The organism is Burkholderia sp. YHN3-13 (assembly GCF_055810675.1).
Window position 1 is genome coordinate 1 of record NZ_JBVVNQ010000012.1, and the last position, 13475, is coordinate 13475.

15 protein-coding genes are annotated in these 13475 nt (G+C 66.9%); 12 read left to right on the plus strand and 3 right to left on the minus strand.

What is annotated here, in order from left to right:
• Positions 1-635, minus strand: a 635-nt coding sequence (locus AC0KUR_RS24390; RefSeq protein ID WP_473376518.1) for a carbohydrate porin, incomplete at its 3' end; no start/stop codon positions are given.
• A gap of 668 nt (positions 636-1303) precedes the next feature.
• On the opposite strand from AC0KUR_RS24390, the gene groES reads away from it, so the two are divergent.
• Both groES and groL read left to right on the plus strand, forming a co-directional pair.
• Positions 1304-1597 carry a co-chaperone GroES gene (gene groES / locus AC0KUR_RS24395; RefSeq protein WP_004186661.1) on the plus strand — a complete coding sequence of 98 codons (294 nt, stop codon included), beginning with the start codon at positions 1304-1306 and terminating at the stop codon, positions 1595-1597.
• Positions 1598-1643: 46 nt separating this feature from the next.
• On the plus strand, positions 1644-3284 hold the full coding sequence (gene groL, locus AC0KUR_RS24400; RefSeq protein WP_021163332.1) for a chaperonin GroEL: 1641 nt from the start codon (positions 1644-1646) through the stop codon (positions 3282-3284).
• A 186-nt stretch (positions 3285-3470) separates the two neighbouring features.
• Here groL and AC0KUR_RS24405 read toward each other — a convergent pair whose 3' ends face one another.
• Positions 3471-4337, minus strand: coding sequence for a hydroxymethylpyrimidine/phosphomethylpyrimidine kinase (locus AC0KUR_RS24405; RefSeq protein ID WP_034187260.1), 867 nt, complete (start codon positions 4335-4337; stop codon positions 3471-3473).
• Positions 4338-4589: 252 nt separating this feature from the next.
• Between AC0KUR_RS24405 and AC0KUR_RS24410 the strand changes: the two genes are divergently transcribed.
• The 8 genes from AC0KUR_RS24410 (at position 4590) to AC0KUR_RS24445 (ending at position 11193) form a co-directional block, all read left to right on the plus strand.
• On the plus strand, positions 4590-4760 hold the full coding sequence (locus AC0KUR_RS24410) for a rubredoxin (RefSeq protein ID WP_004186709.1): 171 nt from the start codon (positions 4590-4592) through the stop codon (positions 4758-4760).
• A 104-nt stretch (positions 4761-4864) separates the two neighbouring features.
• A complete protein-coding gene (locus AC0KUR_RS24415; RefSeq protein WP_473376519.1) occupies positions 4865-6166 on the plus strand; it encodes a hypothetical protein in 1302 nt (433 codons plus the stop codon).
• A 182-nt stretch (positions 6167-6348) separates the two neighbouring features.
• Positions 6349-6927, plus strand: coding sequence for a YqgE/AlgH family protein (locus tag AC0KUR_RS24420; RefSeq protein WP_034187262.1), 579 nt, complete (start codon positions 6349-6351; stop codon positions 6925-6927).
• Entirely contained in the window at positions 6924-7373 is a 450-nt protein-coding gene (gene ruvX, locus AC0KUR_RS24425; protein WP_011351144.1) for a Holliday junction resolvase RuvX, read from the plus strand. Before AC0KUR_RS24420 ends, ruvX begins: the two co-directional genes overlap by 4 nt.
• A complete protein-coding gene (gene pyrR, locus AC0KUR_RS24430; protein ID WP_034187263.1) occupies positions 7360-7872 on the plus strand; it encodes a bifunctional pyr operon transcriptional regulator/uracil phosphoribosyltransferase PyrR in 513 nt (170 codons plus the stop codon). The genes ruvX and pyrR overlap by 14 nt, the downstream gene beginning before the upstream one ends.
• Positions 7873-7945: 73 nt before the next feature.
• Positions 7946-8977, plus strand: coding sequence for an aspartate carbamoyltransferase catalytic subunit (locus AC0KUR_RS24435; RefSeq protein WP_006476735.1), 1032 nt, complete (start codon positions 7946-7948; stop codon positions 8975-8977).
• A gap of 52 nt (positions 8978-9029) precedes the next feature.
• Positions 9030-10316 (plus strand): dihydroorotase, encoded by a 1287-nt coding sequence (locus AC0KUR_RS24440; protein WP_034187264.1) that lies wholly within the window; start codon positions 9030-9032, stop codon positions 10314-10316.
• A 19-nt stretch (positions 10317-10335) separates the two neighbouring features.
• On the plus strand, positions 10336-11193 hold the full coding sequence (locus AC0KUR_RS24445; RefSeq protein ID WP_034187265.1) for a lysophospholipid acyltransferase family protein: 858 nt from the start codon (positions 10336-10338) through the stop codon (positions 11191-11193).
• 32 nt (positions 11194-11225) lie between these two features.
• Here the strand turns inward: AC0KUR_RS24445 and AC0KUR_RS24450 are convergent, their stop codons facing one another.
• Positions 11226-12065, minus strand: a complete 840-nt coding sequence (locus tag AC0KUR_RS24450; RefSeq protein WP_473376520.1) for a symmetrical bis(5'-nucleosyl)-tetraphosphatase — start codon at positions 12063-12065, stop codon at positions 11226-11228.
• On the opposite strand from AC0KUR_RS24450, the gene AC0KUR_RS24455 reads away from it, so the two are divergent.
• On the plus strand, positions 12021-12272 hold the full coding sequence (locus AC0KUR_RS24455; RefSeq protein WP_167361857.1) for a hypothetical protein: 252 nt from the start codon (positions 12021-12023) through the stop codon (positions 12270-12272). The two genes, AC0KUR_RS24450 and AC0KUR_RS24455, sit on opposite strands and share 45 nt — an antisense overlap.
• A 136-nt stretch (positions 12273-12408) precedes the next feature.
• The gene (rfbB, locus tag AC0KUR_RS24460) at positions 12409-13470 is read left to right on the plus strand and encodes a dTDP-glucose 4,6-dehydratase (protein WP_034187267.1); all 1062 of its coding nucleotides are present in this window, start codon (positions 12409-12411) and stop codon (positions 13468-13470) included.
• Positions 13471-13475 lie beyond the last annotated feature (5 nt).

A 13475-nucleotide genomic window follows, 5' to 3' on the forward strand; every position in this document is an offset into this window, starting at 1 on the left:
GCGGGCCAGCCGAACATCGTATTGACGAACGTGTTCGCATACGTGCTGACCATGAACTCCTGGTCCAGGCTCTGCTGGCCGATCTTCACGTCGACGCGCTTGTCGAGGAACGATTGCTGGTACCAGAGTTCCCACAGGCGCGTCGTGTCCTGCGCCTCGATGCCGCTCGCGGTGTTGAGCGTGCCGAGATTGCGCGCGCTCAGGTTGCTGCCGTGGATCTGCAGCGCGCTGACGTTGAAGGTGCCGCCGGGCAGGCCGATCGCCTTTTGCGTATCGACCGTCAGCGTCGCGGTCGTCAGCCCGTCATACGTGCCGCCGCGGTTCAGGCCGCCGCGCAGGTTCGCGAGGTATTCGCTGGTTTCGGTGATCTGCAGCGTCGCGCCGTACTTGCCGAGCCACGGGCGGATGCCGCCCATGTCGCCGAGCAGGCTCTGGCGCGTCCAGATGCCGGTCCACATGCCGGCCGGCTTCGCCTGGATCGCGAGGTCGGCCTCGGGCGCTTCGGGCTGCGCGTCGACCGACGCGGCGGCGAACGCAGCGCCGCTCGCGAACGATGCGCACGCGAGGACGGCCGCACAGGCGGCGGGGCGCATCCGGGTGCGGACGCGGTCTCCATGGAACGACGCAACCTTCATATCAAATTCCTGGTTCTAATTGGTTTGGAGTCCTGCTTGTCGGTCGCTGTCCCGACGCTCGGCACCGATCGGCCAGGGCATGAAGAAGAGCGCAACGCGGCGCATCGTAGGAGTGTCGAATGGGAATGTCAATGTAAACGAGAATGATTCGCATCTAAATTACTGAATGTAATGGGAGGGCTTACGGATGGGGGCCGACGGGTGTTTTTCGAAAGAAAAAACGTAAATATCGGCGTAATGAAAATGAATGCTTCGATGCGGGGCGATGGATCGCCGGCAGGGGGGGCGGGACGGGCACCGGGCGCGTTGTGGCTGACGGAATCGGCGCCTGCGCGGGTTTTTCGATGCGATGTCGCCGGTCGCAGGAACTCCGTGCTTACCCGGTGTCCAAACGGGGCTGGATGCGATTCGCGGGCCGCGCGGGCTCGCCCGCCAAGCCGGGTAGCGTGGGTCAGGGTTTTGTTTTAAAAGGATTTTTCGTGATTTTCGGGTATTTTCCCCGCTTCCGTGCCGCGTTGAAAATTCGTCCGGTTTCCCTTCTTGAATTTGTCAAAACCCGTCCATATAATTAGCACTCGCTGCACGAGAGTGCTAACAATTCTCTGCCGGGCGACAAGCCGGGCAGATTCCCTAAGCGTTCTTCAATCTCAGTCAAGAGAGGAGTGAATATGAACCTTCGTCCTTTGCACGATCGCGTGATCGTCAAGCGCCTGGATCAGGAAACCAAGACCGCCTCGGGCATCGTCATCCCCGACGCCGCTGCTGAAAAGCCGGACCAAGGCGAAGTCCTGGCCATCGGCCCGGGCAAGCGCGACGACAAGGGCGCACCGATCGCGCTCGACGTGAAGGTTGGCGATCGCGTCCTGTTCGGCAAGTACGCAGGCCAGACCGTGAAGGTCGACGGCCAGGAACTGCTGGTCATGCGCGAAGAAGACATCATGGCCGTGGTCAACGCGAAGTAAGCGTCCTCCGACGGTACATATTCCCAAGAATTCAAGGAGTTAGAAGATGGCAGCTAAAGACGTCGTATTCGGCGATTCCGCCCGTTCGAAGATGGTCGAAGGCGTGAACATTCTCGCCAACGCAGTCAAGGTCACGCTGGGTCCGAAGGGCCGCAACGTGGTGCTCGAGCGCAGCTTCGGCGGCCCGACGGTCACCAAGGACGGTGTGTCGGTCGCGAAGGAAATCGAGCTGAAGGACAAGCTCCAGAACATGGGCGCGCAAATGGTCAAGGAAGTCGCTTCCAAGACCAGCGACAACGCAGGCGACGGCACGACGACGGCAACCGTCCTCGCGCAATCGATCGTTCGCGAAGGCATGAAGTACGTCGCATCGGGCATGAACCCGATGGACCTGAAGCGTGGTATCGACAAGGCAGTCGCAGCGGCTGTCGACGAGCTGAAGAAGATCAGCAAGCCGTGCACGACGAACAAGGAAATCGCACAGGTCGGCTCGATCTCGGCGAACAGCGACACGTCGATCGGCGATCGCATCGCTGAAGCGATGGACAAGGTCGGCAAGGAAGGCGTCATCACCGTCGAAGACGGCAAGTCGCTGGCTGACGAACTCGACGTCGTCGAAGGCATGCAATTCGACCGCGGCTACCTGTCGCCGTACTTCATCAACAACCCGGAAAAGCAAGTCGCCGTCCTCGACAACCCGTTCGTGCTGCTGCACGACAAGAAGGTGTCGAACATCCGTGATCTGCTGCCGGTGCTCGAGCAAGTCGCGAAGGCTGGCCGTCCGCTGCTGATCATCGCCGAAGACATCGAAGGCGAAGCGCTCGCAACGCTGGTCGTGAACAACATCCGCGGCATCCTGAAGACCGTTGCGGTCAAGGCGCCTGGCTTCGGCGATCGTCGCAAGGCGATGCTGGAAGACATCGCGATCCTGACGGGCGGCCAGGTGATCGCCGAAGAAACCGGCCTGACGCTCGAGAAGGCAACGCTGGCAGAACTGGGCCAGGCGAAGCGCATCGAAGTGGGCAAGGAAAACACGACGATCATCGACGGCGCAGGCGAAGCCGTGAACATCGAAGCACGCGTGAAGCAAGTGCGCGCGCAAATCGAAGAAGCGACGTCGGACTACGACCGTGAAAAGCTGCAAGAGCGCGTGGCCAAGCTGGCCGGCGGTGTTGCAGTGATCAAGGTCGGTGCTGCGACCGAAGTCGAAATGAAGGAAAAGAAGGCACGTGTCGAAGACGCACTGCACGCAACGCGCGCAGCTGTGGAAGAAGGCATCGTGGCAGGTGGCGGCGTTGCGCTGATCCGCGCTCGCACCGCGATCGCAGGCCTGACCGGCGCGAACGCCGACCAGAACGCCGGCATCAAGATCGTGCTGCGCGCGATGGAAGAGCCGCTGCGCCAGATCGTCACGAACGGCGGCGAAGAAGCCAGCGTCGTGGTGGCGGCCGTTGCTGCAGGTACGGGCAACTACGGCTACAACGCAGCAACGGGCGAGTACGTCGACATGGTTGAAGCCGGCGTCGTCGACCCGACCAAGGTCACGCGCACCGCACTGCAGAACGCAGCGTCGGTTGCTGGCCTGCTGCTGACGACGGACGCAGCTGTCGCAGAACTGCCGAAGGAAGACGCACCGATGCCGGGCGGCATGCCGGGCGGCATGGGCGGCATGGGCATGGACATGTAATCGACCTCGGTCGATGGTGTCCGGGACGCGCAGCGATGCGCGTTCCAGCCAAAAGAAAAGACCCGCAGCGATGCGGGTCTTTTTTTATTGGTGCGAGGATCTTGATGTGCGTGCGGGGCGGCCGGAGGCGTTGCGCCCGCAGCGGCGCGGCAGGTGCGACGGCGGGGCATGCCCGCCGTGCTCGCGTTAATGCCGGTGCGACGTCCGCGATACCGGATCGGCCTTCACGGCCGGCGGCGTATCCGATTCTTCATTGCTGCGCGCCCAGAAGAACCGGTCGGGCAGGTAGGCGCCCATGCCGGGCCGGAACGCGTCGCGCACGGCCTGGTACAGGTACTCCTGCGCCTCGCGCACCGCTTCGGGCGGTTCCTGGCCGTTCGCGAGCAGCGCCGCGATGGCCGCGCCGAGCGTATCGGTGATGCCCATCAGCCGGTGCGGCGAGCGATCCCACATGTCCTCGCGAAGCTGGCCTTCCTCGCCGTACAGCGTGTTGACGAGCCGGTGCGAGCCCGTCTCCGACGACAGGATGTACTCGCAGCCCTGCGACAGCAGGTGCGACACGGCGGCGTCGAGATTCGGCGCCTCGGCGTCGCCGTCCGGCTGCGCGAGCGCGATCAGCGTGGCGTGATCGGCGACCAGCAGCGTGGTTTGCGGCGCCAGCAGGTCGGCGATCGACTCGCGCAGGTCGTCGGCCGCGAGCACGTGCTCGTCGTCGAGCGTGAAATCCGGCGCGAGCACGAGCGGCACGCCGTCGTAGTCGGCGACGACCTCGGCGATCGCACTGACGACTTCCGCGCGCGTTGCCGCGCCGATCTTGAACGCGGCGACCGGCATGTCCTCGAGCAGCATGCGCGCCTGGGCGGCGACGACTTCGGGGTCGAGGCCGGTCACTTCGTCGCAGGCGGCGGAGTCGCGCACGGTGTAGCCCGTCAGGACGGACACGCCGTGACAGCCCATGCTCGCCAGGGTCATCAGATCGGCTTGGAGGCCGGAGCCGCCGGTGGGATCGGACAGGCCGAAGGTGAGGACGATCGGAGGGGCGTTGCTGGACATGTAAAAATGGGGCAAGAGAAAAACGGAAAGCGACGGAGATGCGGACCGCGAGGCGAGTGGCCGTTTTCGGCCCTGTGTTGCCCGGCAGGCCGCACTTTTCAGCCATTATGCGGTGGAATCCGGCCCGCACGACGGATTTTTTAGCGCAGCGCAACGTAGTCGCCGTCCTCCAGCGCGATTGCTAGGCAGTCCGGCCCCGACACGGTACCATCATGGCTCCCGAATTTACCGACTTTTCCCGACGCGGCTAAGATGGAATACAAGAGCTGGATGTGCCTGATTTGTGGCTGGATTTACGACGAAGAAGCCGGGCTGCCGGAAGAGGGCATTGCCCCGGGCACGCGCTGGGAAGACGTCCCGATCAACTGGACGTGCCCCGAATGCGGCGCCCGCAAGGAAGACTTCGAGATGGTCCAGATCTGATCGGACCGCTGGCCCACGGACACTCCGCTCCGGCCTCGCATCGGCCCGGCGCTCGCGCGCCGCGGTTCGGGCGAGCGACTTGACGATGACAGGCGCGCGTGTCCATGACGTCCGATCCGGCGAACGTTCCCCACCCTGACGCACTGCCCAACCCGCGCGGCGGGGCCGTGCGCGCGGCCGACGCATGGCTTGCGGCGGCCGCCGACGCATTCGGGCGGCACGACGATGCGGCTGCGCCGCTGTCCGCCGCCGCGGCGGTGCTGGCGGAAGCCGGCTGGCTGCCGGCCGCGCGGTTCGCCGGGCAACTGGCGGCCGCCGCGCCGCTGGTCGCCGCCGAGCCGACGTCGGCCGGCTGGCGTGGCGCGCTGCGCGACTTCCGCGCGGCCGTCGGGCGTCACAACCTGCGCGAGCTCGCGTGCTCGCCCGTTCTCCTCGACCATTTCCGTGCACTGCGCGCGCAAAGCGCCGCCGACCTGCGTGCCAGCGCGCCGCCCGACGCGCTCGCGCTGGTCGGCCGCGCGGTGCCGCCGGCCACGTTGCGCGCGCTGCCCGACGCGTTAGCGGCCCGGTTCCGCGCCCGCTACGAGCAGGCGCTGCTCGGGCTGCTGCGCGCAGAGCGCGGCGCGCCCGACGCGGCGCTGGACGAACTCGATGCGATGCAGGTCGCGCTCGCCGACGACGGGCCATACGATTTCTGGCGGCTCGCGAACGCGTGCCTGCGCGCGCTGCGCGCAAGCGGCGCGCCCGAGCTGAAACGCTTTCTCGCGCGGACCAACCTGCTGCTCGCCGAACAGGTGCGGGGCCGGCGCAGCGCGCCGCCCGAGATCGTGCGAGAGACGGTGGCGCTGCTGTGGCGCGATTTCGCGCTGTTCGGCGCCGCGGCCGAGGACGTCGCGCTCGTCGAGGTGCTGCACGACTACGGGCTGACGGTCGACTGGCACGTCGCCGGCACGCCGGCGTCCGAGGCGTTGTGGGAAGCCGATGCCGCGCGGGCCGAGCACGATGCGGTCGCCGTCGCGCCGACCCGCGCGCTCGGCGTCGTGACCGTCAACGCGCATGCGTACGAGGATTTCCTGCAGACCGCCGATGCGTCGATGGCCGACCTCGCCGCCGATCCGGCCCGAGCCGACGCAGGCGCCGCCTGGCACGCGTCCGGCGCCGCCTACCGGGTCGGGACGGCCGCGTGCGCGCTCGGGCTCGGCCACGCGGCACTGCTGGCCGATACGCTCGGCCTCGCATGGCGCCGTGCCGCCCACGGCATGCCGCTCGCGGACGGCGGCCTCGACGCGCACGGCCACGCGTCCGACATGCTGCGCGCGGCGCTGCTGAAGATCGCGGCCGGCGTCGCGCCGCCGGACCTCACCGCGGCATCCGGCGCGCTCGGCACGGCGCTCGGCCGGACCTGACGAACGAGGGGACGGGCAGATGGCGGCGCCCCTTGTCGCGCGGGCCTGCAACACGCTGCCGACAGCACCCGCGCGCGTGTTAGAGTGCCGTGTGATCCGCGCGCGTCGTTGCCAGCGTGGCGCGGCGTTGCTTGTTGATCGCGGCCCGGTCAGGTCGCGGCGTCTTTGCTAAAATTCAAACCATGTCAAAGCCTTCCGATCGCATCAATCTCACCAACCAGTTCCTGATCGCCATGCCCAACATGGCCGATCCGACGTTCTCGGGAACGGTGGTCTATCTTTGCGATCACAGCGAGCGCGGTGCGCTCGGCCTCGTCATCAATCGTCCTACCGACATCGATCTCGAATCGCTGTTCAACCGTATCGACCTGAAGCTCGACATCGAGCCGCTGCTGCACATTCCCGTGTACTTCGGCGGCCCGGTCCAGACCGAGCGCGGCTTCGTGCTGCACGAGCCGGTCGAGGGCGCGAACTACAACTCGTCGATGTCCGTCGACGGCGGGCTGGAGATGACGACGTCGAAGGACGTGCTCGAGGCGGTCGCGACGGGCACCGGCCCGAAACGCTTCCTGCTGACGCTCGGCCATGCCGGCTGGGGCGCGGGGCAGCTCGAGGAAGAAATTTCCCGCAACGGGTGGCTGACCGTGGCCGCCGATCCGCGCATCGTGTTCGACACGCCGGCCGAAGAGCGCTTCGAAGCCGCCCTCGGCCTGCTCGGCGTCAGCTCGTCGATGTTGTCCGGCGAAGCAGGGCACGCATGAGCGGCGCGAGCGCGCGCGATGCGACGCTCCTGGCGTTCGACTACGGCGAAAAACGGATCGGCGTCGCGGTCGGCAACGCGCTGACGCGCTCGGCCCGTGCACTCGTCGTGATCCAGAACCTGAATCGCGAACACCGTTTCAAGGCGGTCGGCGACCTGCTGGCCGAATGGCGGCCGGACGCGCTCGTCGTCGGCCTGCCGATGCATCCGGACGGCACGCCGCACGACATGACGCAGCAGGCGAAGCGCTTCGGCAACCAGCTGAACGGCCGCTTCGGGCTGCCCGTCACGTGGGTCGACGAGCGTTATTCGTCGGTCGAGGCCGAGGCCGGGCTGCGCGAGCGCAACGTGCGCGGCCGCGCCCGCGCGGAGATGCTCGATGCCGAGGCCGCCCGCGTCATTCTTCAACAGTATCTCGATCAATTGTCCGATCATGAGCACCATTGATGCCGAGGCGCTTTACCGCGTCCTGCTCGACCAGATCCGCGCCGCGTACGGCACGGCGTTCGCCGAACCGGGCGGCCCGCGGCTCGCCGGCATTCACAGCGGCGGCGCATGGCTGGCCGAGCGTCTTGCACGCGATCTCGGCGCGCCGGCCTTCGGCGTCGTGAACGTCGCGCTGCATCGCGACGACTACGCGAAGAAGGGGCTCCACAGCCAGGCCAGCCCGACATCGCTGCCGTTCGAGATCGACGGCGCGCGCATCGTGCTCGTCGACGACGTGCTGTACACCGGGCGCACCGTGCGCGCGGCGCTCAACGAGCTGTTCGACTACGGCCGTCCGGCCGCGGTCGAGCTCGCGGTGCTGGCCGATCGCGGCGGCCGCGAACTGCCGGTCGCCGCACGCTTCGCGGGCGGCACGCTCGACGTGCCGGCCGGCGCGACGCTCGTGCTCGCGCGCGACGACGCGCGGTTCACGCTGCGCGTCGACCCGCACGGTGCCTGAACGACACGCGAACCGTATCCCGGGCCGCTGGTTTGCACCGCGGCCCGTTTGCATAGTTGGAATCACGCACACCATGACCACCGACACCACTGGCCGCACCGGCAATCCCGCCGCGGCCGCGAGCCCCGACCGGTTCCGCTACGGGTTCCTGAAGGGCAACCCGCAGCTCACGAAAAACGGCGAGCTGAAGCACCTGCTGTCGATCGAGGGCCTGCCGCGCTCGATCGTCAACCATATCCTCGATACGGCCGAGCAGTTCGTCAGCGTGACGGACCGGGAAGTGAAGAAGGTGCCGCTCCTGCGCGGCAAGTCCGTCTTCAACCTGTTCTTCGAGAACTCGACGCGCACGCGCACGACCTTCGAGATCGCCGCGACGCGCCTGTCGGCCGACGTGCTGAACCTGAACATCAACGCGTCGTCGACGAGCAAGGGCGAATCGCTGCTCGACACGATCAACAACCTGTCGGCGATGCATGCCGATCTGTTCGTCGTGCGCCATGCGTCGAGCGGCGCACCGTACCTGATTGCCGAGCACTGCGCGCCGCACGTGCACGTGATCAATGCCGGCGACGGCCGCCACGCGCACCCGACGCAGGGCCTGCTCGACATGTACACGATCCGTCACTACAAGCGCGACTTCACGAAGCTGCGCGTGGCGATCGTCGGCGACATCCTGCATTCGCGCGTCGCGCGCTCCGACATCCATGCGCTCACCACGCTCGGCGTGCCGGAAGTGCGCGCGATCGGGCCGCGCACGCTGCTGCCGGGCGGGCTCGAGCAGATGGGCGTGAAGGTGTTCCACAACCTCGACGAAGGGCTGAAGGGCGTCGACGTGATCATCATGCTGCGCCTGCAGAACGAACGGATGAGCGGCGCGCTGCTGCCGTCCGCGCAGGAGTACTTCAAGACGTGGGGCCTGACGCCCGAGCGCCTCGCGCTCGCCGCGCCCGACGCGATCGTGATGCACCCGGGCCCGATGAACCGCGGCGTCGAGATTGATTCGCAGGTCGCCGACGGCCCGCAGTCGGTGATCCTCAACCAGGTCACGTTCGGCATCGCCGTGCGGATGGCGGTGATGGGCATCGTTGCCGGCAACAGCGACTGAGCCCGCTTTCGCGCCTCCTTATTCACGCAATCAACGCATTCACTGACAGCGCATGAAGATTCATATCAAAGGCGGCACGCTGATCGATCCGGTCGCCGGCACCGAGCGGCAGGCCGATGTATTCGTCGCGGCCGGCAAGATCGTCGCGATCGCCGAGGACGGCAAGGCGCCGGCCGATTTCAACGCCGCGAAGACCATCGACGCCTCGGGCCTGATCGTCGCGCCCGGCCTCGTCGACCTGTGCGCGCGGCTGCGCGAGCCCGGCTACGAACACAAGGCGACGCTCGCGTCCGAGATGGCCGCGGCCGTCGCGGGCGGCGTCACGACGCTCGTGTGCCCGCCGGATACCGACCCCGTGCTCGACGAGCCGGGCCTCGTCGAGATGCTCAAGTTCCGCGCGCGCAACCTGCACCAGGCGAACGTGCACCCGCTGGGCGCGCTGACCGTCGGCCTCAAGGGCGAAGTGATCACCGAGATGGTCGCGCTGACCGAGTCCGGCTGCGTCGGCTTCACGCATGCGAACGTGCCGGTGCGCGACACGCAGGTGCTGCTGCGCGCGCTGCAGTACGCGAGCACCTACGGCTACACGACGTGGCTGCGTCCGCTCGACGCGTTCATCGGCCGCGGCGGCGTGGCCGCGAGCGGCGCACTCGCGTCGCGGCTCGGCTTGTCCGGCGTGCCGGTCGCGGCCGAGACGATCGCGCTGCACACGATCTTCGAGCTGATGCGCGTGACGGGCGCGCGTGTGCACCTCGCGCGGCTGTCGTCCGCGGCCGGCCTCGCGCTCGTGCGCGCGGCGAAGGCGGAAGGGCTGCCCGTGACCTGCGACGTCGGCGTGAACCATCTGCACCTGATCGACGTCGACATCGGCTATTTCGACTCGCAGTTCCGGCTCGATCCGCCGCTGCGCGGCGAGCGCGACCGCGAGGCGATCCGTGTGGCGCTCGCCGACGGCACGATCGATGCGATCTGCTCCGACCACACGCCGGTCGACGACGACGAGAAGCTGCTGCCGTTCGGCGAAGCGACGCCCGGCGCGACGGGCCTCGAGCTGCTGCTGTCGCTGACGCTGAAGTGGGCGGACGAGACGCGTACGCCGCTTGCGCAGGCGCTGCGCCGCATCACGTCGGCGCCGGCCGACGTGCTGCAGCTGCCGGCCGGCCGCCTCGCCGAAGGCGGCGCGGCCGATCTGTGCGTGTTCGATCCGCGCGCGCACTGGCGCGTCGAGCCGCGCGCGCTGAAGAGCCAGGGCCACAACTCGCCGTTCCTCGGCTACGAACTGCCGGCCACCGTGCGCGCGACGCTCGTGTCCGGGCAGGTCGCATTCGAGCGCCACTGAACCACGCCGGATCCTCGCCATGACCGCCCTTCGCAAGCTGCGTCTCGTTTTTCACCTGTTGCGCGGCATGGCAATCGTCGCGCTGCGTTTTTCGCATGTCACGCCCGCGCGTCGCGCCGAGCTGATACGTCGCTGGTCGGTCAAGATGCTGCGGATCTGCGGGATGCGCGTCGTCGTCCACAACGACGCGGCGCGCCTCGACGCGGGTGCGCTCGTCGTCGGCAACCATGTGTCGTGGCTCGACATCTACACCGTCAACGCGTGGCGGCCGACGCCGTTCGTGTCGAAGGCCGAGGTGCGGCAGTGGCCGGTGGTCGGTTGGTTGGCCGAGAAGCTCGACACCGTGTTTCTGCAGCGCGAGAAGCGCACCGAGGCAATGCGGGTGATGCACGAGATGGCGGAACGGTTGCGCAACGGCGGTGTGATGTGCGTGTTTCCGGAAGGGACGACGTCCGACGGCCAGGCGCTGCTGCCGTTCCATGCGAACCTGTTCCAGGCCGCGGTATCGGCCGGCTGCGCGGTGCAGCCGATCTGTCTGATGTACGAGGATGCGCAAGGGCGTCAGTCGGTCGCGCCGGCCTACACGGGCGACCTGTCGCTCGGCAAGTCGCTCGACATGGTGCTGCGTGGCGGGCCGCTCGTCGCGCATCTGTACGTGTGCGATCCGATCGCGCCGGGTGGTGACCGGCGGGCGACGTCCGCGGCGGCGCGCGATGCGATCGCGGCCGCGCTGGCGACGTTGCAGGAGACGGTCGGCAAGCCGTCGGCCGAGGCGCTCGCGGAGTTGCAGAAGCATGCGTATCCGGCGACCGAGCTCGGTGGCGGGGCGGCAGCCGATGCGGCGGCCGATGAGCCGGTGCCGGGGCGCGAGGGTTGACGCGCACCCCGTTTGCGCGAATCGGCGTGTCGCTACTCGCCGCCCGGTGAGCGGCACGCTTCGCACTGCACCTGCGTGACCGTACGCTGCGCGGGGTCGGCCGTCAGCCTGACGGCCGACAACTGGTTCCCCCATACGCATCCCGAATCGAGCGCGACGACGTTGTCGCGCAGCGTCAGGCCAAGCGCGGCCCAGTGCCCGAACACGACCGTCACGTCCTCCGTGCGGCGCCCTGGTACGTCGAACCACGGCAGGTAGCCGGGCGGCGCGCTGTCCGGGCCGCCGTTCGCCTTGAATTCCATGGCGCCGTCGGGCGTGCAGAAGCGTACGCGCGTGAACGCGTTGAAGGCGACGCGCATCCGGTCCCGCTTCTTCAGGTTCGGACTCCATTGATTCGGCTCGTTGCCGTACAGGCCTTGCAGCGTGTCGCGCCAGTCGGGCGCGTGCAGCGCACGCTGCAGTTCGTCCGCGAGTTCGAGCGCGAGCGTAGTGTCCCATTGCGGCAGTACGCCCGCATGCACGAGCAGCATTCCGTCCTCCGCATGGACGAACGGGCGGTGGCGCACCCAGTCGAGCAGCGCGTCGGCATCCGGCGCGTCGAGGATCTCGCCGATCGTGTCGCCCGGGCGCTCGGTGCGCAGCCCGGCGGAGACCGCGAGCAGGTGAAGGTCATGATTGCCGAGCACGACGGTCGCGCGTGGGCCGAGGTCCACGACCGCACGTAGTGTGGCAAGCGATCCGGGTCCGCGGTTGACGACGTCGCCGGCGATCCACAGCGGCGTGTCGGCTGGCGGCGAAAGCTTGTCGAGCAGCGACCGGAAAGCGGAATGACAGCCTTGGATGTCGCCGATGGCGATGGGGGGGAGGGTCATGGGGCGGCGGATTTTGCGTGTATCGATAACGCGGGAAAAATCATCCAATCAATGCAGCGTGGCGCAATTTACATTCTGCGACGGCGGGTTGATTTGGCAAGAAATTTCATGCTCGGAAAGGGTTCGAAGCGCTGTATCAAGTTGTTAGCGGCATGGCTTTTGCAGGGGGCGGCTCCCTATAATTATCATTTTCCCCAACAAAATTAGCATTTCATGACTTTGGAGGCCATGTCGACCGGTTAAAATTCCCGGTCTGACGTAGCAATCACAAGTTACTAGCATTTGCGAATCTGATGTGGCCGGCGCCTGATGACGCCTGCCACACATTATTTGAGGGAGCCTCATGATCCTGGTTACGGGCGGCGCGGGTTTTATCGGTGCCAATTTTGTACTCGACTGGCTGCGCGCATCCGACGAAGCCGTGCTCAACGTTGACAAGCTGACGTACGCAGGGAACCTGCGCACGCTGCAGTCGCTGGACGGGAACCCGAAGCACGTGTTTGCGCGCGTCGACATCTGCGACCGTGACGCACTCGATGCGCTCCTCGCCGAGCACAAGCCCCGCGCGGTACTGCACTTCGCCGCGGAAAGCCACGTCGATCGCTCGATCCACGGCCCCGCGGACTTCGTGCAGACCAACGTCGTCGGCACGTTCACGCTGCTCGAGGCGACCCGCCAGTACTGGAACGGACTGAACGACGCCGACAAGGCTGCGTTCCGCTTCCTGCACGTGTCGACCGACGAGGTGTTCGGTTCGCTGTCGGCCACCGACCCGCAATTCTCCGAAACGACGCCGTACGCGCCGAACAGCCCGTATTCGGCGACGAAGGCGGGTTCCGACCATCTGGTGCGTGCATACCATCATACGTACGGCCTGCCGGTGCTGACGACGAACTGTTCGAACAACTACGGCCCGTATCAGTTCCCCGAGAAGCTGATTCCGCTGATGATCGCGAACGCGCTCGCGGGCAAGCCGCTGCCGGTATATGGCGACGGCCAGAACGTGCGCGATTGGCTGTACGTCGGCGATCACTGCAGCGCGATCCGCGAAGTGCTCGCACGCGGCGTGCCTGGCGAGACGTACAACGTTGGCGGCTGGAACGAGAAGAAGAACCTCGAAGTCGTGCATACGCTGTGCGACCTGCTCGACAAGGCTCGTCCGAAGGCAGCGGGTTCGTACCGCGACCAGATCACCTATGTGACGGACCGGCCCGGTCACGATCGCCGCTACGCGATCGATGCGCGCAAGCTCGAACGCGAGCTCGGCTGGAAGCCCGCGGAAACGTTCGAGACCGGCCTGGCGAAGACGGTCGACTGGTATCTCGACAATCAGGTCTGGGTCGACGAGGTCGCATCGGGCGAGTACCGCAAGTGGGTCGAGACGAACTACGCGAAACGCACTTGAGGAGA